The sequence below is a fragment of the Caryophanon tenue genome (assembly GCF_001700315.1).
GTDB lineage: Bacteria > Bacillota > Bacilli > Bacillales_A > Planococcaceae > Caryophanon > Caryophanon tenue.
Map to the genome: position 1 here is coordinate 22,023 of NZ_MASJ01000014.1, position 25,639 is coordinate 47,661.

At 39.3% G+C, this 25,639-nt stretch carries 24 protein-coding genes; 7 read left to right on the forward strand and 17 right to left on the reverse strand.

All coding sequences use genetic code 11. The features are described 5' to 3' along the window. Positions 1 to 149: 149 nt before the first annotated feature. The 3 genes from A6M13_RS08320 to A6M13_RS16125 form a co-directional block, all read right to left on the reverse strand. Positions 150 to 884, reverse strand: a complete 735-nt coding sequence (locus A6M13_RS08320; RefSeq protein WP_066544912.1) for a glucose 1-dehydrogenase — start codon at positions 882 to 884, stop codon at positions 150 to 152. A gap of 86 nt (positions 885 to 970) precedes the next feature. Beyond that, a complete protein-coding gene (locus tag A6M13_RS08325) occupies positions 971 to 1,597 on the reverse strand; it encodes a TetR/AcrR family transcriptional regulator (protein ID WP_066544913.1) in 627 nt (208 codons plus the stop codon). 60 nt (positions 1,598 to 1,657) lie between these two features. Further along, positions 1,658 to 1,843, reverse strand: a complete 186-nt coding sequence (locus A6M13_RS16125; RefSeq protein WP_141680928.1) for a hypothetical protein — start codon at positions 1,841 to 1,843, stop codon at positions 1,658 to 1,660. A gap of 53 nt (positions 1,844 to 1,896) precedes the next feature. Here A6M13_RS16125 and A6M13_RS08330 point away from each other — a divergent pair, with 53 nt between their 5' ends. Beyond that, positions 1,897 to 2,367, forward strand: coding sequence for a DUF1648 domain-containing protein (locus tag A6M13_RS08330; protein ID WP_066544914.1), 471 nt, complete (start codon positions 1,897 to 1,899; stop codon positions 2,365 to 2,367). A gap of 262 nt (positions 2,368 to 2,629) precedes the next feature. Here A6M13_RS08330 and A6M13_RS08335 read toward each other — a convergent pair whose 3' ends face one another. The 5 genes from A6M13_RS08335 to A6M13_RS08355 all read right to left on the reverse strand — a co-directional run bounded on the left by A6M13_RS08335 (position 2,630) and on the right by A6M13_RS08355 (position 6,735). Further along, positions 2,630 to 2,932 carry a DUF5316 family protein gene (locus A6M13_RS08335; RefSeq protein WP_066544915.1) on the reverse strand — a complete coding sequence of 101 codons (303 nt, stop codon included), beginning with the start codon at positions 2,930 to 2,932 and terminating at the stop codon, positions 2,630 to 2,632. 88 nt (positions 2,933 to 3,020) lie between these two features. Next, positions 3,021 to 3,434 carry a hypothetical protein gene (locus A6M13_RS08340; RefSeq protein ID WP_066544917.1) on the reverse strand — a complete coding sequence of 138 codons (414 nt, stop codon included), beginning with the start codon at positions 3,432 to 3,434 and terminating at the stop codon, positions 3,021 to 3,023. Between the two features lie 314 nt (positions 3,435 to 3,748). Continuing rightward, positions 3,749 to 5,266, reverse strand: coding sequence for an AbgT family transporter (locus A6M13_RS08345; RefSeq protein ID WP_066544918.1), 1,518 nt, complete (start codon positions 5,264 to 5,266; stop codon positions 3,749 to 3,751). Positions 5,267 to 5,489: 223 nt separating this feature from the next. After that, positions 5,490 to 6,017 (reverse strand): GNAT family N-acetyltransferase, encoded by a 528-nt coding sequence (locus tag A6M13_RS08350; RefSeq protein ID WP_066544919.1) that lies wholly within the window; start codon positions 6,015 to 6,017, stop codon positions 5,490 to 5,492. A gap of 13 nt (positions 6,018 to 6,030) precedes the next feature. Beyond that, on the reverse strand, positions 6,031 to 6,735 hold the full coding sequence (locus A6M13_RS08355) for an SIR2 family NAD-dependent protein deacylase (protein WP_066544920.1): 705 nt from the start codon (positions 6,733 to 6,735) through the stop codon (positions 6,031 to 6,033). A 796-nt stretch (positions 6,736 to 7,531) separates the two neighbouring features. Here A6M13_RS08355 and A6M13_RS08360 point away from each other — a divergent pair. Beyond that, positions 7,532 to 7,852, forward strand: a complete 321-nt coding sequence (locus tag A6M13_RS08360; protein ID WP_066544924.1) for a DUF485 domain-containing protein — start codon at positions 7,532 to 7,534, stop codon at positions 7,850 to 7,852. A gap of 1 nt (position 7,853) precedes the next feature. Then, on the forward strand, positions 7,854 to 9,404 hold the full coding sequence (locus tag A6M13_RS08365; RefSeq protein ID WP_066544927.1) for a solute symporter family protein: 1,551 nt from the start codon (positions 7,854 to 7,856) through the stop codon (positions 9,402 to 9,404). A gap of 188 nt (positions 9,405 to 9,592) precedes the next feature. Here the strand turns inward: A6M13_RS08365 and A6M13_RS08370 are convergent, their stop codons facing one another. Next, entirely contained in the window at positions 9,593 to 10,231 is a 639-nt protein-coding gene (locus tag A6M13_RS08370) for an HAD hydrolase-like protein (RefSeq protein ID WP_066544928.1), read from the reverse strand. Between the two features lie 300 nt (positions 10,232 to 10,531). Here A6M13_RS08370 and A6M13_RS08375 point away from each other — a divergent pair, with 300 nt between their 5' ends. The 4 genes from A6M13_RS08375 to A6M13_RS08390 all read left to right on the forward strand — a co-directional run bounded on the left by A6M13_RS08375 (position 10,532) and on the right by A6M13_RS08390 (position 14,477). Next, on the forward strand, positions 10,532 to 10,864 hold the full coding sequence (locus tag A6M13_RS08375) for a DUF485 domain-containing protein (RefSeq protein WP_425393916.1): 333 nt from the start codon (positions 10,532 to 10,534) through the stop codon (positions 10,862 to 10,864). Beyond that, on the forward strand, positions 10,864 to 12,426 hold the full coding sequence (locus tag A6M13_RS08380; protein WP_425393917.1) for a solute symporter family protein: 1,563 nt from the start codon (positions 10,864 to 10,866) through the stop codon (positions 12,424 to 12,426). The genes A6M13_RS08375 and A6M13_RS08380 overlap by 1 nt, the downstream gene beginning before the upstream one ends. Before the next feature lie 265 nt (positions 12,427 to 12,691). Then, on the forward strand, positions 12,692 to 13,894 hold the full coding sequence (locus A6M13_RS08385; RefSeq protein WP_245669271.1) for a GTP-binding protein: 1,203 nt from the start codon (positions 12,692 to 12,694) through the stop codon (positions 13,892 to 13,894). 73 nt (positions 13,895 to 13,967) lie between these two features. Next, a complete protein-coding gene (locus A6M13_RS08390; RefSeq protein WP_066544931.1) occupies positions 13,968 to 14,477 on the forward strand; it encodes a DUF1648 domain-containing protein in 510 nt (169 codons plus the stop codon). A gap of 200 nt (positions 14,478 to 14,677) precedes the next feature. On the opposite strand, the gene A6M13_RS08395 is transcribed toward A6M13_RS08390, so the two are convergent. The 8 genes from A6M13_RS08395 to A6M13_RS16445 form a co-directional block, all read right to left on the reverse strand. Beyond that, a complete protein-coding gene (locus A6M13_RS08395) occupies positions 14,678 to 15,796 on the reverse strand; it encodes an S-layer homology domain-containing protein (RefSeq protein WP_066544932.1) in 1,119 nt (372 codons plus the stop codon). Between the two features lie 154 nt (positions 15,797 to 15,950). Further along, positions 15,951 to 16,151, reverse strand: a complete 201-nt coding sequence (locus A6M13_RS08400; protein WP_066464059.1) for a cold-shock protein — start codon at positions 16,149 to 16,151, stop codon at positions 15,951 to 15,953. Positions 16,152 to 16,435: 284 nt separating this feature from the next. Next, positions 16,436 to 17,128 (reverse strand): ECF transporter S component, encoded by a 693-nt coding sequence (locus tag A6M13_RS08405; RefSeq protein ID WP_066544935.1) that lies wholly within the window; start codon positions 17,126 to 17,128, stop codon positions 16,436 to 16,438. Further along, positions 17,122 to 18,738, reverse strand: coding sequence for an ABC transporter ATP-binding protein (locus tag A6M13_RS08410; protein WP_066544937.1), 1,617 nt, complete (start codon positions 18,736 to 18,738; stop codon positions 17,122 to 17,124). Before A6M13_RS08410 ends, A6M13_RS08405 begins: the two co-directional genes overlap by 7 nt. Beyond that, a complete protein-coding gene (locus tag A6M13_RS08415; RefSeq protein ID WP_066544939.1) occupies positions 18,711 to 19,592 on the reverse strand; it encodes an energy-coupling factor transporter transmembrane component T family protein in 882 nt (293 codons plus the stop codon). Before A6M13_RS08415 ends, A6M13_RS08410 begins: the two co-directional genes overlap by 28 nt. Beyond that, a complete protein-coding gene (locus A6M13_RS16440; protein ID WP_066544941.1) occupies positions 19,589 to 20,413 on the reverse strand; it encodes a DUF4430 domain-containing protein in 825 nt (274 codons plus the stop codon). Before A6M13_RS16440 ends, A6M13_RS08415 begins: the two co-directional genes overlap by 4 nt. Position 20,414: 1 nt before the next feature. Continuing rightward, positions 20,415 to 21,851 (reverse strand): S-layer homology domain-containing protein, encoded by a 1,437-nt coding sequence (locus A6M13_RS08425; RefSeq protein ID WP_066544943.1) that lies wholly within the window; start codon positions 21,849 to 21,851, stop codon positions 20,415 to 20,417. A gap of 86 nt (positions 21,852 to 21,937) precedes the next feature. Further along, complete coding sequence (locus A6M13_RS16445; RefSeq protein ID WP_066544946.1) at positions 21,938 to 25,555, reverse strand: DUF4430 domain-containing protein; 3,618 nt, start codon at positions 25,553 to 25,555, stop codon at positions 21,938 to 21,940. Positions 25,556 to 25,639: the final 84 nt, after the last annotated feature.

Genomic DNA, 25,639 nt, shown 5'->3' on the forward strand with positions numbered 1-25,639 from the left:
AAAAAATAACAAAACACCATCTGAGCGTGCATGCTCGGATGGTGTTTTTAACGAGAATTTGAGGGTTTTCTCGTCTAGAAGCGGCAATTAACCGTGTAAATAAAAGGACTGTCGAAAATGATGCCTCGGACAGTCCCACCTACCTACAATTATTGAGCTGTAATTCCACCATCAACAACGAATTCTGAGCCAGTTGAGTAGCTTGACTCATCAGAAGCTAAGAATAATACAACTTGTGAAACTTCTTCTGGTTGTGATACACGTTTCATTGGAATATGTTTTGCGAATGCTTCAATCGCATCTTTTTGATCGCCTTGCATAATCATTGGTGTTGCAATCACACCTGGGTGAACTGAGTTTACACGGATACCCATTGGTGCTAAGTTAAGCGCTGCAGCTTTTGTCATACCGCGTACAGCGAATTTTGTATCTGTGTAACCAACAGCACCACCAACTAAACCGTTAATGGATGAGATATTGATAATTGAACCGCCACCTGCTTTTTGCATTGAACCTGCAACAGCTTTAATGCCTAAAAATACAGATACTTGGTTAATGTTTACGATTTTCATATAATCATCTAACGTTAAATCTAATACAAATTTATTGAATGAAATCCCTGCATTGTTTACTAATACATTTACTGGACCAAATGCCTCTTCTGCCTTTGTAATTACGTTTGCCCAATCTTCTTCAGAAGCTACGTTTTGTTTTACGAATAAAGCGTTTTCGCCTAATTCAGCAGCTAATGCTGTTCCTTTTTCTTCATTTAAATCTGTGATGATGACTTTTGCACCTTGCTCTACGAATAAACGTGCGTGTGCCTCGCCCATACCTTGTGCGCCACCTGTAATAATGGCAACTTTGTTTGCTAAACGACTCATGTAAAAGCCCTCCTCTTAATTAAAAATGATAGTTATCTATCACTTTAAATATACAATACCAAAAAGTCTTTTTAGTCGTCAACTATTTACACATGAATATACGTTAAAAAAATATCTTTTAACATACGCAGCTGAGCTGAAGCAGTTAATGTTACGGGTAAGTTCGGGTCATGGCTTGTTAGTACGCTTTCCGTTGAGAAAAAGCTAATATTATGCACAATTGTCATCATATACACATCAAGGTCAATATTTGTACGAACAGAGCCGTCTTGCTGCCCTTTTTTGGCAACTCGTAGCAACGTTTGTGCCATTTCATAACGAATGCGTGTATACGTTTCGTACGTTTCCCCTGTTGATGCATCCGGTGTGAAGTTTTGAAACGCTTTAAAAAATGTCACAAATTGATGGGCTGGATGCTCAACAAGCCCGATATAGTAATCTAAAATTTGTTCAACCTGTTCATACGCGGAAATGGGTAACTCCGAAATGCGCGTAAGTGATTGTAGCATTTCTTCAATAATGACATTGTTTACAGCGATTAATAATTGTTCTTTATTTGGGAAATATCGATAAAGTGTCGCGATGCCAATACCTACCGCGTCGGCCACATCTTGTAATTGTACTTGCTGAATCCCACGCGTTAAAAAGAGTTCTTGAGCTGCCTGCGTAATTTTTTCCCTGCGCTCGATCTTTTGTTGTTCTCTTTTATTCATTTGCCTATCTCCTCTACTTGCTTTACATAGTTGTATTGTAACATGTAATAACGCAGGATTTCAGAAGATAGACGATCTTACTTCACTTGATTCTACAAGAGTTTGTAAATACTGAAAGCTTGTACAAACATCGTCATATGCCAAAGAAGATTGTAGTGGATACCGTTCTTGCTCAATCGTGATAATGCCGTCATATTGAACTTGATGCACCGTAAGCTTTTCAAACTCGCCTATCTTTTTCTCCATTTACGAAACATTTTACTTATATTTACGTATATGAGAAAAGGAGGTGTTCCGTTATGGTGCAACAGCAGCTTTTACGCGTAGCCAATTTGATTGGCTACGGTACATTTATACTTATGACTGCCTATTCCTTATTGATATTGCCGGACTTACCACAGCAAGTTGCGATTCATTTTAATATTGCGGGAGAAGCGGATAACTGGGGCTCGAAATATGTATTATTGTTAATACCTGTTATTGTTTTATTTATGACCCTTGCGATGGAGGCCGTTGAAAAGCATCCAGAATGGCATAATTATCCCGCGTCAAAAACAAAAGCAAATGAACAAGCGATGTATAAAATTAGCCAACGTACGATGAATTTAGTGAAAAATGCGATACTACTTATATTTAGTCTCTTACAACTTGAAATGATTCGAAGTGCAACGACTGAAAACACATCAATAGGCGCAGCATTTTTTGTGCTGCTCTTAACGGTTGTTGTCGCCCCACTTATATGGCATTTTGCCAGTATGCAAAAGCTATAATCACAAAAAAAATGGTGAAAGAAATGGGCTATCCTTCTTTCACCATTTTTTAATTCTGCGCCCATACGATATCGTCTTTTTTCCAATTTCAGCACAATGACAAGGCATCAATTGCGCATTCGCTTTTCATATTTGGATGAAGAGATTCTTGAAAAAAGCATTACTACACTCTGTGAGATGATGACATCTTATACAGAGATATTGCAGTAGCAAAAAGCCCTCAAAAAGCAAAATAAGCATTGTTGAGGGCTTTAAACATGTTTTACAGCAGCACATATAAACTAACAGCAGCAAGTAGATTTGGTAGCGCAAGCAGCAACATACGGGTCGTCCACGTTTGACGTGTATAACGACTTTCAGCATCTTCTTGCATAAACCGTTCATGCATATGCATGCCTTCAGTGCTCGTTGTTTGTGGAAATGAATCGGATGTAATGATACAGCCAAGCAGTAAAAACATACCGATAATGCCAACAACACTCGCTGCGGTTTGAATATTTGCGATAACTATACTAATCCCCACTGTCACAAGGGCAATGACTGTGCCAACTCCGATGTACTTCATCTTACTTCTCCACCTTTCACTTGCTTATTCTACGTAAAGAAGCAAAGATAAGTTTCAAGAAAATTCGAATAAATTTATGTGTAACTGCTTATAACTCCTCATGCAGTAATTTTGACCAGTCAATTTCATTACTTACTGCGCTAATCGATGTTTGCACAATCGCTTCATCCTCTACTTTATAATAATAAATAATATCTTTCTCATTCAAGAACGTTACGGCAAACGCATAGCCACTAGATGAAGTCGTTGCAGTATCATAAGTAATTTGCCATTCTTCATTCGGATAATGTCGTTGTAAATGTGCTTCAACTTGTGGTTGTAGTTCTTCAAATGTCGCCGTAATACGCTGGGGCAAAGTCACTTCATAAACGATAACTATAGTCGTCATAACTAGGCAAAATGCTAATGTCGCACGTTGGAAACGATTGAAAAATGCACTTGTAAGTATGACAAGCAATAACAATGTTACAAACACCATCAAACGAATCATTTCATAATCCATGTGCATCCCTCCTTCTTTTTCTTTTATTATTCGCTAGTAGTGACCGGAAACCCTTCAAACGAAAACCCCTCTAGCTGTCGAATGCTAGAGGGGTACTTTAGGCTACACATATATTTGGAGGCCATTGCACATTCATGATCAGTGGGTAGCCTAAAAGGGGGAATCTATCGTTAACGATAGTGGCAACGCCTGCGAGACGCTACACAGCTTGAGCCATGTCAGTTGAAACAGATACCGTCATGATTAAAAAAGAAGCAAACCGACAGATGTCAGTTTGCTTCTTTTTCGGTTTTTATCCCAAACTCTTTATTCGTTTATAATTTAAACTCAATTGTTTCGCCAGGCCCCATTGGTAAACCAAGAAGTAACCAAACAGCGAATAAAATAATCCACATAATGGCAAAGAAAATTGAATATGGGATTAATGCAGAAATTAGTGTCCCCATTTTAATGTTTTTATCGTATTTTTTCGCGAATGCTAATAACATTGCGAAGTACGCTAATAACGGTGTGATTGGGTTTGTAATTGAGTCACCCACACGATATGCCATTTGTGTAACGGCTGGTGAGTAACCTAAATACATAAACATCGGTACGAAAATTGGTGCAAGTAATACCCATTTCGCTGATGCAGATGCCATTAATAAGTTCACCGTTGCAACGATAAAGATGAAGCCGATAAACATTGTGACACCATTTAATTCTAATGCTTGTAATGCTTCAGCACCTTTAATTGCTAAAATTGAACCGATGTTACTCCAGCTAAAGAATGCAATCATTTGTGCAGCTACGAATGCTAATACGATGAATGATGATAAATCTGACATCGCTTTAAACATCATACCTGCTACATCACGGTCTGATTTAATTGTGCCAACGACCACACCATAAGCAATTCCTGGAATTAAGAATAGGAATAACATTAATGGTACGATACCCGACATAAATGGTGATTGTAAGAACGCACCATTTTCACCGCGTAAAATACCGTTTTCTGGTCCAACCATTGCAACGATAATAGCAATGTATACAAGTGCTGTAATACCAGCCCAACGTAAACCTTTTACTTCAAGTGGTGTTACTTTTTCTAAAGTTTCTTGTACACCTTCGTATTTACCAAAACGTGGCTCAACCACTTTTACGGTTACCCATGTTGCAACAATAATTAATAACACTGTCGATACAGCCATGAAGTAGTAGTTCATTGTTGCAAGACCTGTATAATTCGGGTCTACCATGTTCGCCGCTTCTTGTGTGATCCCTACTAATAAAACATCTAGTGACGTAATTAAAATATTCGCACTAAATCCACCAGCAATTGCCGCGTATGCTGCAACCATACCAACTAATGGGTGACGTCCTACTGATAAGAAAATCATCGCAGCGATTGGTGGTAAGATGATGTACGCAGCGTCTGTTGCGATACTACCAAAAATCGCTGTAAAAATTAATACAGGCACGATTAAGTTTTTTGGCGCGCTTAACACCGTTTTCTTCATTAGTGCTGTAATTAATCCACTATGCTCAGCTACACCGATACCAATCATTGCGACAATCACGATACCTAGTGGCGCGAAGCCTGTGAAGTTTGACACCATATTCGTTAAAATTTGATGCAAGCCTTCTTTAGACAGCAAGTTGACAACTTCTAATGTGTCACCTGTTGCTGGACTTTTAGCCGTTAAGCCCATTTTATTAAAAATAAATGAGGCAATTAATACAAGTCCCGCCAATATTGCGAAAATTGTAATTGGGTCTGGGAGCTTATTACCGGCTACCTCTACACCGTTTAAAAAACGGTCAATAAAAGATTTTTTTTGTTTCTTTTCCATGTCAAACACCTCCTATAACTTGTTTATTATAAAGAGTGTCTTCGAAAAATCTAACAATAAAAATTTTCTGAATTCTATGTTTTTATCTTATTTTTTCTGTTTTGTACTTATTTTCGCTATCATCTTTCATTTCATACTTATTTTCTGTTAATCTTCCAATTTTTTTGTAGAAAATGCAGTCGTTTCATTTTTATACATTTGTGGCGAAAATGTGGCGAAAAACTTAGGGTGTATGTACCTCTATTTCATATACATACAAGTATGTTGTTTTACCGTCAGATACAATTGTTTTTTCATAGTGGAGCCCATTTTTCTCCGCAATGCGCATGGAAGCGATGTTATGCGCCGTAATTTGCGATACAAAGCGCTCAATCTCCCATTCTTCTACTGCATATTGTACAAGTGCGGCTGTCGCCTCAGAAGCATAGCCTTGTTGCCAATAACGCGGATGTATCCAATAGCCAAGCTCAATTTCAAAGCAATCATCAATTAGCTGTGCAACGAATCCTGCATGTCCTATATAAGCACCACTTTCTTTTTCGACAAGGGCATGCAAGCCGTATTCGTCAAAATTCGTATATTGTTGCTGCATACGTGCTAAAAACTGTTGTGCGTACTGCTTATCTTGTGGCAAACCAGTCCCAATTGTCGCCATAACAGCTGCGTTCGTAACAAGCTCTTCAATAAACGGCAAGTCACGAACCGTATAGCGTTGAAATAATAATCTTTTTGTTTCAAGTTGTAAAGGCATTTAGTTCTTCCTTCTATAGTAAGAGTTCGTCTAGTTGCGCTAAAATTTCACCAGCTTTCCCGTAAAACGTAGCATCAAATTGCTGGTCGTTCGAGGCTGGCTCTAAATTAATATAAATTAGTTTACCTGTTGTCATACTTGGCAGTTGGTTAACGGGATAGACGCTTAAACTTGTTCCAATCACAAAGACGATATCTGCATGACGAATGGCTTGTATCGTTTTCTCCCAAGCTTCTTCTGGTAAGTACTCACCAAAGAGTACAACATTCGGACGTAATGCTCCACCGCATGTACATCGAGCTTCGTTTAAAAAGCGTGTCGCATCGTCATACTGCTTCCCACAAGATTGGCAACGTGTTGTTTCAATATTGCCATGGAGTTCTGATACATGCGTTGCACCTGCTTTTTGGTGTAAACGATCGACATTTTGTGTCGCAATATGCGTAACTCTTTTTTGTTGTTGCCATTTTGCTAAAATATAATAGCCATTATGCGGTGTGACATCCACTAATGCTTGTATTCTTGCTCTATAAAATGATTGAAATAACGCATAATTTGACTTTAAAGCTTCTACCGTAGCAACAGTTAATGGGTTGACTTGTTGCCATCTCCCTTCTTTTGAACGAAAATCAGGAATCCCACTTTCTGTCGACATGCCCGCACCTGTTAACACAACAATAGATGTTGCTTGTTGGATCCAATCTATCACGTTTTTCATTTTATCTATCCCTCCTTTTGTTTTCATTGTAACATTTTGTTATTATGAAAATTTTTAGAATGATTAAGAAAAATAATAATACCTGCATATGCTAACATTGGCGCTGTTTTTGTAACATACTCGTCATGAAGATGAATTGCACAACAAAAGGGCTTTTTTATATACTGTATTTGACAAAAATATAATACACATATTGTAAAAATGAGAAATCGTATTTACGCGAGAAGCATCGGATAGATTGGCCTATCCGATGCTTCTCGCTTTTTTTATTGTATTCCATGTAAAATTAAACCTTGAATTAGCGGAAATTCACCTTTAAACAGTCTATCTCCGCCGTCAAAACACATAAAACAGAAAATAAAGGCCTCCAAGTACATAAAATTGTTTTATTTTAAAAGAAAACCCCCTTTTTAATGTGGAATATTTCCGCTCCCTCATCTTCTGTACTAGTACAAAATAACATCCAACTTTTACTACATGTATATCATATGTTATTAAAAAATCCCACACAAAATAACTACTTTAAGAAGGTTTTTTGTCAATAAACTCCTCAAAGTTGTTTTGATATTATTTCACACGTGCTATTATTCGGATTTCGAACTTTTTTCATAAAACCGTAAAAATGCGTCTAAAATAGCTAATTTAAACATCTGTATTCATGTAAGTGTTTTCAGATGAGTCTGAAAATTAGTATTGCATTATAGCTAAATTCCTTCTAAAATAAATTTCATACCTAGAGATAACGTAGAAATTTCAAGGTGTTACACAGATTTATTTTACATAAGGGGGAATTTTCATGGCAAACAAACCAGTGGAAACGATCAACTATGATGCAATCGACAAAATGGAGTCATTTAACCATTTTGTTAAGAAGAAAAATACGTTTCTTTTCAGCATCGCAGGGGCATTTTTAACATTTTATATTCTGCTTCCTATACTCGCATTCACGTCTGTACTACAACAAAAATGGATCGGCAACATTACAGGTGTATGGATTTATAGTGCAGCATTATTCTTAATGACAATTGTGCTTTGTACAGTATATATTCGCAAAGCGTCACAATTCGATGCAGAAGCCGCAAAAGTAATAGCGGAGTTCCAGCAAGGGGGTAAATAAGATGGATTTAGTAACAGTTGGCTTTTTCGTAGGGATTGTAGGTTTAACATTAATTGTCACGTATATCGCGGCCAAAAAAACATCGTCAGCATCTGACTTCTATACAGCTGGTGGTGGACTAAAAGGGTGGCAAAACGGATTTGCGATTGCTGGTGACTATTTATCAGCAGCAGCGTTTTTAGGGGTATCCGGTGCTATCGCTTTAACAGGTTTTGATGGTTTCTTCTTCTCAGTAGGTTATGTAGTAGCAAACTTAGTTCTTTTATATATTATCGCAGAACCAATGCGTAACTTAGGACGTTTCACATTAGCAGATATGTTAACAGCACGTTTTAATGAAAAACGTATTCGTGGTGTAGCAGCAGCAAGCACAATTACAATCGTTATTTTATACATGATTGCTCAATTAGTAGGCGCAGGCGCACTTATTAAATTATTATTCGGTATCGAGTACTGGTTAGCGGTTTTAATCGTAGGAGTTATGATGACAACCTATGTATTATTCGGTGGTATGACAGCAACATCTTGGGTTCAAATTATTAAAGCAGGTCTTTTACTATTCGGTACGGGTATGTTAGCCGTATTAGTATTTATGAAGTTTGACTTCAACTTAATGACAATGTTCGATACAATCGCACAAGATCATGGTGAAGAATATTTAGTACCTGGTCAAAAGTATACGTCAACACTTGATTCAGTTTCAATGATGATGGCATTAGTACTTGGTACATCTGGTTTACCACATATTTTAATGCGTTTCTTCACAGTAAAAGATGCAAAAACAGCTCGTTCTTCAATTTCTTGGACAACTTGGATTACAGCGATTTTCTTCTCATTAACAATTTTCTTAGGGTTCGGTGCTATGCACTTCGTAGGTATCGACCAAATTATCGCAGAAAGTGCTGCTGGTAACACAGCTGCCCCACTACTTGCAGAATATTTAGGTGGGAACATTATGTTATCGTTCATCGGTGCAGTAGCGTTCGCGACAATTTTAGCAGTAGTATCTGGTTTAGTATTAACAGGTGCTTCAGCGATTTCACATGATATTTACGGTGAAATTATTAAAGATGGTCAATTAACAGAGAAACAACAAGTATTAGCTGCACGTATCGGTTCAATTTCAATCGCAGTTATCTCGATTTTCTTAGCATTAGGCGCTCAAAGCTTAAACGTATCATTCTTAGTATCATTTGCATTCTGTATCGGTGCTTCAGCAAACTTACCAGTAATCATTTATACAATTTACTGGAAAAAGTTCAACTCAACTGGTGCAGTTACAGCAATGACAACTGGTTTAGTATCATGCTTAATTTTAGGGGCAATGGGTCCAAATATTTGGAGCCCAACAGGTAACGCTATTTTTGTAGGTGACCCACTTGTAAACTTAGCAGTACCAGCAATTATTACAATTCCACTTGGCTTCTTCGCAGGTTGGTTAGGTTCTGTAATTGGTGCGAAGAAAGTCAACCAAGCAGAAGCTGAAAAGATTTACAAAGAGATTCGAGTAAAAGCAAACACAGGTATTGCAGTACAAGACGTATCTCACTAAGTCATTACAAAAAGAAATATCCTTCAGCCATTACAACGGCTGAAGGATATTTTTGTTAAACCACATAACGGACGCCTTTTCACAGGTAAAGTAGATGTGCCGATTTAACATCTTTAAAAGCTCCTGCGTATACTTTATCGCAGAACAGCATTGCTAGCCTTACTGAAGTCACCGCTTTATCGACTCCATCAATTCATTTGAAAGTGCTGCGCAACAATTTGTGGCAAGTCATCGATGTGCTTAATTAAATACGTTGGCTTCGCGGCTACTAATAACGGCTCTGCATCGTAGCCCCAACTTAGTGCAACTACTGGCACATTCACTTTATGACACGCCTCAATATCTCGCATTTCATCGCCAATATACAACATACTTTGTGTAGGGATGTTTTGCTCTTTCATAAACTTTTTCAACATGCTATCCTTCCCAAAAATCTTACTAGATGTTAAAATTTCTTCAATTCCTTCTATATGATGCTGCTTGAAAAATGCTTCGATATTTGTACGTTTATTACTCGAAATCACGGCAACCTGATAGCCTTCATGAATAAAGTGCTCTATGGTCTCACGTACGCCTTCTTTTACGGTCACAAGCGCCATCTGTTCACGATATATTTTATAAATGCCTGGCATAATAATTGGTAGTTTGAACAATGGGAAATTATACATCGCTGCACGTTCTTTAATCGTATATTTTAAAAGTGATGGTACATCCTCTAAACGAAGCGGTGTAAAATGAAATTTTTTCGCTGCTACATTCCACGCATGAACGAGCGCTTTTGTTGAATCAACAAGCGTTCCATCAAAATCAAATACAATATATTTCATCCAATCTCTCCTTGTTTTTTTCATATTTCACCATGTTACACGAATTCAATTAAAAGAAATAGATTAAAACAAAATAATTGCCGTCTATGTGTAATCCCTTTCAACCACAAAAACAGTAGAAACCTTATTTTATCTTGTTAATACGCTTTTTTTCTACTAGAAATCGCTTTCTCTTTCAAATTTTTAAAATAATTTTATTGCAATTTTGTGAACGTTATCATAAGATGAAATTGTAGCTAACATGTTACAGAAATTATGCAACATAAAGCAGAAAATTTTAAATCACAAAGGGGTGGATGAATGATGGCACAAGTGAAGCATGACATCGTAGATTACGATAAAATCGCAGCACAACAATCGTTCAAAGATTTAGTAAAACGTAAAAAAGGCTTCCTTTGGACAATTACAGCAATTTTCTTAATTGCGTACATGTTATTGCCAATTTTAACGTCTTACACAGATCTGCTACACCAAGAGGCATTCGGGGGAATCTCTTGGGTTTGGATCTACGCAGCTGGTCTATTCATTATGACATGGAGCTTATGTCACTTATACGTGGCAAAAGCAAATAGCTTCGATAGAGAAGCGCAAGCAATCATTGATGAGTATGTAACAAATGGAGGTGCTCGTTAATGAATGATATTTCGATTACAGCGGTCTTGTTCTTCGTTTTAATTGTAGGTTCAACACTAGTCGTTACATGGTGGGCGTCTAGACGTACATCATCCGCTTCAGACTTCTATACAGCTGGTGGTGGTTTAACAGGGTGGCAAAATGGTTTAGCCATTGCTGGTGATTACTTATCAGCCGCTTCATTCTTAGGGATTGCCGGGTCTATCGCATTGTTTGGGTTCGATGGATTCTTCTTCTCAATTGGTTACTTAGTAGCCTACTTAGTTGTACTTTATATCGTAGCCGAGCCATTACGTAACCTTGGTAAGTTCACATTAGCAGATATGATTACTGCTCGTTTTAACACACCAAAAGTTCGTGGTACGGCAGCACTTTCTACAATTACAATCGTATTATTCTATATGATTGCTCAATTAGTAGGTGCAGGCGCACTTATTCAATTATTATTAGGCATTGACTACTGGATTTCAGTTTTATTAGTAGGTGTCATGATGACAACTTACGTATTATTCGGTGGTATGACAGCAACATCTTGGGTACAAATCATCAAAGCAGGTCTTTTAATGATTGGTACATTAATTATTTCATTCTTAGTATTAGCAAAATTCGACTTTAACATTTTCACAATGTTCAAAGAAATGGCGACTGTTACTGAACACGGTGCAGCCTACTTAAATCCAGGTCTTCGTTATACAAATGGGTTAGACACAATCTCAATGATGATTGCCTTAGTACTTGGTACAGCAGGATTACCACATATCTTAATGCGCTTCTTCACAGTAAAAGATGCTAAAACTGCTCGTTCTTCAGTAATTTGGGCAACATGGCTTGTAGGTATTTTCTACGTGCTAACAATCTTCTTAGGCTTCGGTGCAGCAGCATTCGTCGGAACAGATGCAATTGTAGCAGCGAACCCAGCTGGTAACATGGCGGCTCCATTACTTGCTGAAGTACTTGGTGGCGACATTTTATTCTCATTCGTATGTGCGGTAGCATTTGCGACAATCTTAGCAGTAGTAGCTGGTCTTGTATTATCAGGTGCCTCTGCCCTATCACATGATATTTACGCAGAAATCGTGAAAAAAGGAAATATTACTGAGAAAGAGCAAGTAATGGCTGCTCGTATCGGTTCAATCACAATCTCTGTTATTTCTATCTTATTAGCATTAGGTGCGCAAACATTAAACGTAGCGTTCTTAGTATCATTAGCATTCTGTATTGCGGCTTCGGCAAACTTACCAGTAATTATTTACACAATTTACTGGAAAAAGTTCAACTCAACTGGTGCGATTACAGCGATGTTAACAGGTTTAATTTCAGCATTAGTTCTTGTAGCATTATCACCAAATGTTTGGAATCCAGTAGAAGGTGCAGCAATCTTAGTTGGTGAAGCTATCTTCCCATTAGGTAACCCAGCCTTAGTCTCTGTACCACTTGGCTTCTTAGGTGGTTATATTGGTTCATTAATTGGCGGTAAACAATCTGCTGATGAAGAAAAGAAATTCCGTGAAGTCGATGTAAAAGCGAACACAGGTATTTCTGTACAAGATATTTCTCACTAATTTTTGATAAATTGCCTATAACCCGCTCGATTACTTGTTTTTGCCGGCAAGTAATCGAGCGGGTTTTTTTGTCCTTTTTTATGTAGATTTTGTTATATATATGTGAAAGTTTTTAGAAAAAGAGCTCCTTGGTTAGAAACTACTTTTTTCATTTATAAAATATAAAGTCGGATAAAATATTTTAAATAGTAACTATTACGATTTGTGTTGACAAGCACTTTTCATTCGTGTTACATTTCAAAGCGTAAATATTACGATTTATATTTTGAGAAGGTGGCTTATTTATGACAACAAAACACCCATTACAGTACTAAGTGGTTACTTAGGTGCTGGAAAAACAACATTATTAAACGCATTGCTACAAAATCGCGATGGTCGACGCTTAGCTATTATTGTGAATGATATGAGTGAAATTAATATTGATGCACAATTAATTGCGAATAGTGGCTTTATGCGTACTGAAGAATCTTTTATAGAACTTACGAACGGCTGCATTTGCTGTACATTACGTGAAGACTTACTACTAGGTGTTCATTCCCTTCTTGAACGCGGTACACTTGATGGCATTATTATTGAATCGACAGGCATTTCTGAGCCATTACCGGTTGCGCAAACGTTAACAATTGAAGATGACACGCTCCCCGTCTCAATAACTGAACGTAGCTATGTCGATGCAATGATTACAGTCGTTGATGCTGCACGTTTTATGGAAGATTATGAAAGTGGTGAAACACTGCTAGAACGTGCACAAACGGACGATGAACATGATGTACGTGATGTGTCAGATTTACTCATTGACCAAATTGAATTTGCAAATATTTTAATTGTATCAAAATGTGATGCCGTTCCCCGTGACTACGCAGAGGCACTAAAAGCACTTTTACATACGTTAAACCCTGATGCTGAAATTCATGAAGCTTCTTATGGGCAAGTGCCGATTGAAACATTGCTTAATCGACATGTATTTGATTTTGAAAAGGCCAGTATGAGCGCAGGTTGGTTAAAAGAATTAAATAATGAACATGTTCCTGAAACAGAAGAATACGGTATTAGTTCCTTTGTTTATCGTCGTCAGCGCCCCTTTCACCCACAGCGTTGGTACGATTGGTTAACGGCATTTCCAGGTGAAATCACACGTGCGAAAGGATTTTTCTGGCTTGCTGGACGTGATTTAGCTGGATTATTATCGCAAGCGGGTCCTTCGCTGCAATTTCAAGCGGCTGGTCAATGGGTAGCTGATTTACCAAAGCGCCAACAAGAAATGGCATTTGCACAAGATAGTAGCTTACGCCAACGATGGCATGCGCAATATGGGGACAAAGGAAATGAGCTCGTTTTTATCGGTATTGATATGGATCAGCATGCTATTTGTGCAGCTCTTGATGCCTGTCTACTCACAGATGAAGAATTAAGCCAAGATTGGGCAACATTCGATGACCCGCTCCCACCATTTGTAGCGGCACAATAAATTGTATTTTCGCATAATAAATCCATGCCATTTCTCTAAAAATCGTCGTATAATAGAGACGAGGTGATGTGTTATGCAAAAACATATAGCTTGGTCATTCAAAAAAAAGTGGTGGCAATGGCTTTTTAATAGTCTCGGTATCACATCTGTAGCACTTGCTGTTTTATATATACTTGTTCATTGGTCAACGTTACCAATAGCAGTTCCAGTTCACTTTAATACCATTGGAGAGTTCGATGGATATGGCTCGCGCTATGCCCTTTTTCTAATCCCGACAATTGCTGCGGCATTATACGGACTTTTTCATTATTTAGAAACGACACCAACAATTTATCGCTTTATGACAATGGAAGATGAAGTGCCCGCTAAGTTAGCAGACGTCATTCAATATGTCGTACACATTATTAAAAATACGACGATGCTATTGCTTAGCTATACAACGATTTCATTAATGATGAGTGCGCTGAAAAATACATCTAGTATTAATATGTGGGTGTTTGGTACATTACTTGGCTTTATTTTACTTCCGTCCATCATTGGCGCAATTTATTTAATACGTATGCAATTAAAAGCCTCCGAATAAAAGAACATGGGACATAACGTAATTGTTGAGAAGATTTTGCATCGTATATTACATGTTCTGCTAACAACTATTTCTATCATGCATCCAACAATATATTAGAGAAACGCGTCCGCTATGTGCAGGAGCACCAAAAACAAAAAATATCCTTCAGCAGTTGCCGTTGCTGAAGGATATTTTTTGTCTCTCTCATTTTCGTCTTATTACTTTGGCATCGCAATCCGTTCATCTAACCAGTAATTAATTTGTTGTTCATCCCCATACGCAATCACACCACAATCTGGCGCAATATACGTGATTACCGTTGAACCAATTGCGTACGTATCTTCAATGATAACGACATTTGTATAACGTTTTCCTGCAAGTGTGATCGTTGCATCCGTATCAAGTATACGCTGACGTGATGCAAATAAATACTGTTCTGGGTTCGTCTTAAATAACGGGCGTGTATCATATTTCGTACCGAGTGTGAATGGCTTAGCTGCATGTGTCATGACATCCCCAGCTTCAATATCACCTACCCAGCGGCTTGCACTATTAATATAGATAAAATCAAAAGTTTGATTTGGCTGTAATTCATCTAAAAATTGCCACGTATCTATCGTTTCCTCACTACCTAATTGTCGTGTCTTAAACTGCATACGGTAACGACTTGTCTCATCTTCATAATAATATTTAAATGCTGGATTTGCCGCGTAATCCCCACTCTTTAATGACATCGCACGCGCTAAAAATGCTGAAAAATGTGCACGTGTTAACAATTGATTTGGTTTAAATGCATAAGTTGTTTGGTCGGCTTTTACAGTTGGAAACCCTTGCGCAACATTATTCATCGTTACCAGTTGAATGACGTTATAAAATGGATGAGTTGTTGGCACATCTTGGTACACTTGCTCGTTTCCTCGAATAGCCTTCAACGAAAAGCCACTTGCTAATAATTTCGCCATAAAGGCACGTGAAATACTTGATTCCGGTTTAAAATAAGTTGCTTTACTAAATAACCCTGCTGTATAACCAGCTGCAATCTCTATATAGTACGGGTGTGTTATCGGTACATCTACGTATCCTGGATTTTTAATATTCGTTGTCGGTAAATCTAACGCGCGTACAAGCATTGCGGCGATATGCTTTTTAGCAATCGGATTATTTGGCTGAAATGTGCCATCTGAATAGCCACTGATTACACCATCTGCTGCTAATGCTTCAATTTCAATTGATAAGGAATGGCTTGCTGGGACATCACTAAATGTTTTGGCACTGGTCGGTTGGCTCATTAATAACACGAGGAAAGCGGTTAAACAAAATATTGTCATCTTTTTCATACATTCACTCCTTTATTATTAGTACTTTTATTTCACTAGAAATAAGAACATTCTGATAATAAAGTATAAAGATAGGACTTTTGACATTTATTTATGTACAAAATGAAAAAAACACGTTAAGGGTATTTACCCTTAACGTGTTTGGAATGTAAAATTAAAGTTTTACGATGTTAGAAGCTTGAGGACCACGAGCGCCTTGTTCGATTTCGAACTCAACTTTTTGGCCTTCTTCTAAAGTTTTGAAACCGTCGCCTTGAATTGCTGAGAAGTGTGCGAATACGTCTGCTCCGCCTTCAACTTCGATGAAACCGAAACCTTTTTCTGCGTTAAACCATTTTACTGTACCTTGTGTCATGAGTGATGACCTCCAAATAAATTATTAAATAATAGGCTTTCCTCGTGTTGAAACAAAAAAAGCTAACTATTACAAAATGTATCGAAAGATTACCGATTACGCTTTGTAATAGTTAACTTCTTCAATCTTGTATGCCGTTCTTATTATTTCCTTAATTATATAAGAAAATATCGCAATTGGCAAGGGTTTTATGAAAAAAATTATCAAACGAGCATATTTTCTCTTTAATGCATGTATATGTTACAAAGTGCACTTGAGGAAAATCGCAATTTCCCTCAAGATTACTATTCGAATAAACCAAATTTCGTTTTAATACGTTGTAACTTCTCTGTAATCGGTTTATACAAGACGAGTAAAAACACGAGGTTCGAGACAATATAAATCCCTGTAAATGGTAAAGCTGTAATTAATGCCGCGACAAAAGCCTCCCACTGAAATAAACCAGTTGCTGACATCGCCGTCCAAATATCCATACCTGCTGAGAAAAAGATGCCCGCAAAAATTGAGAATAACACAAGTGCCCACCATTTATGCATGATGCCTGTTTTCCCTAATAAACCTGCAATATAGCCTATTAAGCCCCATGTTAGCATTTGAAACGGGGTCCACGGACCTTGCCCAAAATACATATTCGATGCAAACGCCGTTAATGCGCCTGTTAAAAAACCCGCTTCTGCACCAAGCGCAAAACCTGTAATCGCGGTAAGTGCGGTTACAGGTTTAAACCCTGGTAACATCATAAACAATACCCGACCCGCAATGGAGATTGCTGACATAACCGCAATTACAACAAGCTCTCTTGCATTTGGCTTTTTACGCTCAAGCCGTATAAAAAAAGGGACGAATGCGACAACGAGAATGGCGAAAGATAACACATAATATTGTCGGTCGCCTAAAACACGTAGGCCGATCCATAATAATAGCGGCACGCCGATGCAAAGAAGAATGACTGAAAAGATACGATGCTTTGTTAACATCTGCTCATCACATCCTCAAATGTAATGGCATTTTCAAGATGCGGATACGTTAAGCGATGTGCTGCCGTCGTGTAAAAGCGATTGCTCGCAAAAAATGGACGTGGCGCCTGTATTGCCAATAGTTGACCATCAAAGAACATTGCACAACGTTCGCTAACAGCTGCACAAAACTCTAAATCGTGACTAACGAGCACAATTGTTTGTCCTTGCTGCTGAAGCTCCTTTAGTAGCACTATCAGCTCTTTTTTCATGTGTGGGTCTAACCCTTTTGTTGGCTCATCTAGTAATAAAATTTTTGGTGCATGCGTTAAAATTTTAATCAAGGCAATTTTTTGTTGTTCACCACCGCTACAATCATACGGGTGGCGCTGTAAACAATGTTGTATTGAAAAGCGCTCGATATATTGCTGAATGCGCGCATGTTTATCCGCTCCGATGCCGTCAAACAGCTCTTGTTGCACGGTTTTATGTAAAAATAATGTCCGTGGGTTTTGTGGTAAAATCCCAAACCATGTCGTGTACAACTCATTTGCTTTGTAGCTTGTCAGCTTCTTCCCAGCAAGTTTAACCGTGCCACGTTGCGGTATGAGTAAATGGCTAATGCATTTAAGCGCTGTGGATTTACCAGAACCATTACTACCTACAATCGCTAGTAATTCACCTTCATAAATCGTACAGCTAAAATTACGCACAATAAATGGTGCTTGTGGTGTGTAACGAAAACTCAGCTCATGTGCTTCGACTAATGGGTTTCGCGTTGGTAATGTTTGTTCGTTAAATCGTGTTGTATCCGTAATCTGTGTACGCACCCATCGTTGTCCTTGTTGAATTGTTAGTGGAATATTTTGACGTTGTCGAGACATCGCCACACGTGCAGCAATCGGCAATGATTCATACAAACGCGATTGTGGCGTCACCGCTTCAGCAAGTGCTTGCGGTGTACCGTCGTAGAGCTGTTTGCCTTCTTCTAATACGACAATCCGATCACTTAATGGTAATACCTCTTCTAAACGATGTTCAACAATAATCACGGTTAAACCAAGCTCTTGTTGCAGCTGCTTAATTGTATGTAAAAATGATTTTGCCGCAATCGGGTCAAGTTGTGCAGTCGGTTCATCTAATAGTAGAACAGTTGGGTGCATTGCTAAAATAGCGGCTACGTTGACGAGTTGTTTTTGTCCACCTGATAAATGCATCGTCTCTTCGTGAAAATAGCGATGAATGCCGAAATAATGCGCAACTTCTGCTACTCGCTTACGAATTTCTTGTTGTGTACAGCCAATGTTTTCTAAACCGAATGCCAGTTCATGCCATACACGGTCTGTAACAATTTGTGTTTCAGGGCTTTGGTGTACAAAACCGAGCATTGTCGCGGACTGTTGCGGTGTTAATGTCTGTAATGATTGCCCATCAATTGTAATCACACCGCTTTGTGTACCATGAGGCGTGAGCTCCGGTTTTAAACATTTTAATAATGTTGTTTTACCACTACCTGATGCGCCAACAATTGTTAACCATTGCCCTGGCTCCACCGTAAAATGAATGTTTTGTAAAAGAGGTTGCTCGTTTGGGTAACAAAATGTTACTTGCTGACATTGTATATGTGCCATTGCTTTTGAAAACGTCCTTCCTGCCAAGCTGGGATAAAAAAGAATAGTGCATAGCCGCTATACAGTATGAGATGCAGCGGTGCAACTTGCATCGTTGAAAACGTTGGATAATACGCATAATAGGTACTATCCATCAGTGTCATGATGACTAATAAGCCAATAAATGTGCCAAGTGCATAAAGGGCTGCGCGGTCTTGTGACGTCATCGTATAAATCGAAAACGTCGTACGCTTTTGATCCCCATATCCACGCGCGCGCATCGCATCTGCGCCTTCAATCGCCTGCTCTAATGCCCACGTAATCATCATCGATAATATACGAAATGCTAAGCGCAGCCTACGAATATACGACCCTTGTGCTACATCTTGCCCAATCGCGCGCTGTGCTGCAATCATTTGTAAAAGCTGCATTTTAAATAATGGTACAAAACGTAGTGTCATCGATAATAACAGGGCAAATGTCGGTGAGCCTTTACTACATAAATAGTAAAATGCATCACTGGTCATTGTAAGTTGAAAAATTTGACACCATAGCATCATCGTTGCAAGCAAGGTGCCAATCGCAAAACCATACGCAATCGCTTCAAGTGTGATGGCATTACTATTCACATATAAAATAGGGTGCTCTCCGTTATGACTGAACATCGGATTAATGACCGCAGACAATAAAATCACTGGTACTATCCAGTATAATTGCTTCCAAGCTGTCTTCCCCTTTATGCGACACAATAATGTAAACGCCGCAACAAAACTAATTACAAGTAACACAGGATGCATAAAAAACATCGTACATGCGAGTAGCACAACAAAGAAGCTACATAGTACAAAGGGGTGATAAGTACTTAATTCGCTCATAACTCCACCCCATCTAGGTCACGGCCTAAATCAACCGTATAGCGCCAGCGAATCACATCACCAGGCTTGACTTCATACTGGCTCGCTCCAACATTAGGTGCGACACCATTTACTTGATATACCCAACCGCTTAAATTGCCGGCGCTGAATTCATATAAATGATGAATGCCTTCAATGTAAACCGAATCGTATATATTTTCATCTGCTCCTTGAACTTCCATATGAATCTTAAATTCACGTACAGCTCGTTGTAAAATATCAAAAACGGTTTCACCGTCGCGCACAATTTCATATTGGGTTGGCGCTAAAATAACACCGTCTTTTGGCACATATTGTTCGCTCTGTAACGCACGCTGTAATTTGTCATAATGTGCCGCGTCTAATAATGTTTTCGCATCAATTGAAATTGTTACCGTATTGGTCGTCTTCTCCGGCATGTTCGGCTTTGTATTCGGCACGACTGCGTCCGGTTGTGATTGTTGCGATGTTGCTGGTGGTGTTTCTGTCGGTTGCTCCTGCTGTCCAACTTGTTGCTTCGCTGGTGCTTGAGCTGTTGTTGATTGTACTTCCTCTGTTACAGGTGGCTGTTTCTCTAACTGAGCTGTTGCGCTCGTTACCGCTGTTTCTTCTTCATTTGCTAAAACGGCTGGTTCACTTTGTGTCACAACCTCTTGTGCCTCTTCTTCCACTTCAGCTTGTACGGTTGCACGTTGCACACTTTTTTCGGTTTGCTGTTGTTGTTCTTCAAAATGCTCCACTGTTTGAATTTGACAGGCACTTAAAAAAAGCACTGAAATTATCATCACTAGAATTCGCTTCATACTAGTTCACCACACCAACAAATTGGACAAACATTTTTGCTGCATGTGCACGCGTTGTCGGCTGTGCCGGCATAAATGTCGGAGCTTTACTCACAATACCGTTATTCGCTAAAAAGGCAATCGCTTGCTGCGTCTCAGCGTGATAGTTTGAAATATCTGTAAATGTTGGTACACTTTCAGGAATCGATAATGTTGTTTTGTACGTATAAGCACGCGCCATCATAATCGCTAACTGCGCACGTGTAATCGATTTTGCTGGATTAAATTGCCCCCCATTATACTGAATGAGGCCCGCTTCGTACGCTTGTTGAATCATTACTTGTGTTTCTTGTGCGTAGCGTTGTATATCGGTAAATACAGGCTGTTTTGTCGGTGCTGGTAGCTGTAAGGCACGCACTAAAATCGATATCGCTTGAACACGCGTTAATGCTTGGTTTGGACGGAATGTACCGTCTGTATAGCCATTCATTAATTGTTGTTGTTGTGCTTGTTGAGCATATGGGTTCACCCAATGATTGACGGTATCTGTAAATGGTCGAACCGTTGTATCATCCGTCATAACATATAAGCTTGTTTGTCCTTGTAATGCGCGCTGATATGCGGTATAAGCATAAGCTCCTTGCTCCGTTGCCATACCATTCACTGTGGCATCCGTTTTTAGATGTTTAAAGCCACCTGTTTTCGCATCGTAAAATGATAGTAATGACGGTATAACCGTATGAAATGGCGCTTGATCAAACGGTAGTTGCAATGCACCTAGTGCAACGACAATTTGTGCGTAACTTTCTGAACTCGTAATCGTTCGTAAATCCGCTTCAATATAACGTAATGCATTCGCAATGCTTTGTTGTACATCTAGACGTTCTTTATACGGTGCAAGCGCCTGTAATGTCATCGCTGTCATATCGATATTATTTTCTTCACCATCTAATGTAAAACTACCTGATGGTAATTGATTCGCTAAAATACGTGTCAATAATTGTTCGCGAATTTGTGGGTTTGACGTCAGTGTATATTGCTTACTATCAAGTGCTAATAATGCAAAAACTGGACCATTGACACCTTGAATCTCCACATTGTCTACATTGCGTAACATTTCATATAAATTATAACCACCAATATTCGCTGGATTTGCGCCAATGGCATTCAGCGCTAAAATAACACGAGAATATTCCGTATATTTTAATGTGTGGAGTACCCCTTTTTTCTCCGCAACCGTCTTGGCTACATCTTGAATATACGCAGCATAGTACGCATCATTTTCGTACCCACCACGCGCTAACGCTAAAATAATCCATTCATCCCCGTACTGCGGATTTGGCACAAGTGTTTGCAAGCGCTCAGACATATTTTGCCAAAGTGCGTCCTGTGCATGTGTTGGCTGTGGCACGAGCATAAAACTAAGCATCATCATTACTACTAAAAATAGTCTTTTCATCGTCACTCACCTTTCCTATACATAATGGCAAAAGAGCCGGACAGCTACTCAATACATACGTAGCGTCCTGCCCCTTCACGTAGCGATTATTGTTCAATCACTTGTAATGTTAAAATTAATAATTTCGCCATTTGCTGACGTGTTAATTGTTCATGTGGATTTGCAAACCCAGCTTCATTCCCTGTTAAAATACCTAATTGTTGTAATGTTGCGAATGCCGTTTGTGCATACGCTGAAATTGTGTGTGCATCCTTAAACTGGGGTGCTGTTGTCACTGCTTCTGTATAGCCGCCGTATTGTAAAACACGGTATAACATCACAGCTGTTTGTTGTCGCGTAATTGTATTGCCAGGTTCAAATGTTGTCGCAGATGTTCCCTGTACGATACCCGCTTCTACTAATGCTTGCACCGCATCCGCATACCATTTCCCTTGTACGTCCGCAAACTGAATAGCTTTTTCCGATTTAAGTGCTAATGCACGTGCTACCATTACTGCGAACTGAGAACGTGTTAAGCTAGCTGTCGGTGCGAATGTTGTTGCGGTTGTACCTGTTGTAATATTACGTGCATAAAGCTCTGCAATATACGGCGCACTTGCAAGGCCGTTAATATCTGTAAACGGAACTTCTACTTCTGTCGGTTGTTCTGGTTCTGTTGGTTCTTCCGGCGTTACTGGTGTTTCTGGTTCTGTCGGCTCTTCCGGTGTTGTTGGCACTTCTGGCTCTGACGGTTCAACTGGTGTTGGCACTGTCGGAACAGTCGGAGTCGTTGTTTCATATACGTATACCCATGCCATCGTATCGCCTGCCGACAATACTTCACGGTCTGCACTATTTTCTGGGTACACACCATTTACATGATATGTCCAGCCACTTGTTTTCCCGTACTGCATTTCCATTAAGCCTGCAATACCTTCTACATACTGACCGAATGTTGTTTCACGCACTTGAAGTGAAACATTATTTGCCGCCGCTACTTGTTGCAGCACTTGTAACGCTGTTGCGTCTTTTTTCACGGTGATTGTTTGGCCTGTGACAATCGGTGATAATCCTGTAATGGATACTTTTACAGACATTGTTTGCTCTGCTGGCGTTACCGGCGTTTCTGGTTCTGTCGGTACTTCCGGTGTTACTGGTGTTTCTGGTTCTGTCGGTACTTCCGGCGTTACCGGTGTTTCTGGTTCTGTCGGTACTTCCGGCGTTACCGGTGTTTCTGGTTCAACCGGCGCTGTCACACGGTCATATGCTTGTTTTGAAAAACTTGAATATTGTTGAAGAGCATCATGTATCGCAATAATAGCTTGTTCTGTTGCCATTAAGTTTGATGCGGCATCTGTCGTTTTCCACTTAAAACTACCATCTTCTAATTGGTAATCTTCTACTAAATGTAAAACTAATTGATTACCTTCCCAATCTGTCCACTTTGTACTAAATACATCCTCACCAACAGACGCTAACCCTGAAATAATTGCTGCTCCGCTATTGGCGTTATCGTATCCATTGTTTGTGAAATGTGCATGTACACCTGCTACAGCTTTATCAATTGCTTCTTTCACCGTTGGATTCTCTTTGTGTGGTGCAAGTGCCATTAATGCCCAACCTGTTGAATCAAGTGAGCCCCATGCTTCCCAAATGCCTGACTCTTTATTTTGTAAGGCAATCATCGCTTCTAAATGTTTCGCTTGATCATACGGCGCTTCAATTAAATCCAGTGCAAGGAGTGCAAATGCTTCATTATTAATCGCACCAAAGCTGCCATTTTCTTGTTGTTGCGCTAGTAAATCTGCAACGATATTACGTGCTTTCACATTTGTTGGATCTAACCCTAAATAAGTTGCACCTAAAATTGTCCCGGCGTTCGCATTTACTGCTGCTTGCGCTTTATCCAGTGGTATTAACCAGCTACTACCTTCTGTATATGGAGATGTTGCTTCGTCATACACATATGTTGCTGGGTCAATACCTGCTGCAACAAGTGTTGCATACATCCAAAAACCACTATATGAGCCTGACGCTCGTTTTGATACGATTTCAGCATTATTCAATAAATACGTTTTTGCAGATGCTGCTGCTGCGATTGTTTGTTCACGTACTTCTTCTGCTGTATATGTCGGAAGTACGTCTGCTGTAATCGTTTCTGCTGTTTGTACAGTGAATGAAGTAGCCTGTTTCCCTAATAAGGCCGCTCCTTTTACGTTAATCGTTAGAGGTGCTTCTTCTGTCACATTCAAGTCACGTAATTTAATTGTTACATCTGCTGCTGTACGTTCCTCATTTAGCGTGACCGCTTTCACAACACCTTGCGATACAGACCAATTCGATAATGTTGCCGCTGCTGCTTTAAATTCATCACCTTTTAATGTGATATGTATTGTTGCAGTTTGCGTCTCGACAACATCTGTTGTTTCTAATACTGGGTATGTGCCGTAATACACTTCTAATGTATCGTTTGGTTCTAGCGTATAAGAGCCTAACCCTACATCTGGCGCTTCGCCATTGACTTTATAGCTCCAGCCGTCCCAGCCATTGTATGTGCCCGCAACTTCTCCGTTAATCGCTTCAATATATGGTCCAAAGCTTGACTCTGTTACAGTAAACGGAATATTTTGTGCTGTTAGTAGCGCTTTTAACACCGTTAACGCATTTTGGTCCTCGGTCATATCAACCGTTGTTGCACGCACAATTGTTGATGTTGCACCTTTTACTGTAACTGTTGCTTCTTTTTTCTCTTCAACTGTTAACGTTTTATATGTACGTAAAATACGTGGGTAGTTTTCTAAAACTTTGTCACCCTCGTCAGACTTTAACGTACCTGGTAAATCTTTTGTGAACAATAATTCGTGGTCACCTGTTGTTAACTCACTTGCTGGAATTGTCGCAATTCCTTGCTCATTCGTCGTGTATGTGTTGTCACCTACTGTAATGTTCACACCGTTTAACGGAATCGTCTGTTCACTAAACCCTTCCGCTTGTGTATAAAAATATGTCAGTGTGTTATACATGCCTTTTACGTTAATCGTTACATCTGTACCTTCTACAACACGCTGTGGCATATCAATAATTGGATTAAATGTAATTTGTTCGACATCATCTGCACCTGAATACATCACTAGATTATATTCTGGGTACTCTAAGTTTTGCATAACATTGAATGCGTTAATATAGTGCCACTCAATGACGTCACCAGCTTGAATTGGTGTAGCACTTGCGTATACATCTGGGAATGTACCATTTACGGCATACACCCACCCGCTACCAACACCTAATGCTTTTTCAGCTTCACCGTTAATCGGATTAAAATAATCCGTTGTTGCAGAATGTGTAAACGGAATATTGTGTTTTTCTAATGCCGCCTTTGTTGCTTGTGCTGCATTTTGAATCTCTTCCGTTAATGGTAGAGCACGCTCGTATACAATTTGTCCTTTATATCCTTCTACACGTACACTTACCGTATTTTGTTGCTCGTCAAATACCGCATAGTTTGTTTCATTTTGCTCACTAAATGACGGCTGTTGTTGCTGTTCTTCTGCTGGAAGTGCAGTATCATCAGCGGCTGTTTGCGCTACTGTGACTACTTCCGTTTCTGTTACTGCTTGCTCAGCTAGCTGCTCGATATCACTTGCTTGTACCAATGTTGGCGATACTGTTGAAAATACAAGCACAACTGCAACAAGCCACTGTAACAATAAAAAACGCTTGTTCATGAAAATCCTCCTCTTACTTAGTTCATGTGAATGATTAGCAGGACAACAAAAAACCGCTCCTTCTATAAAGAAAGAGCGGGTAAA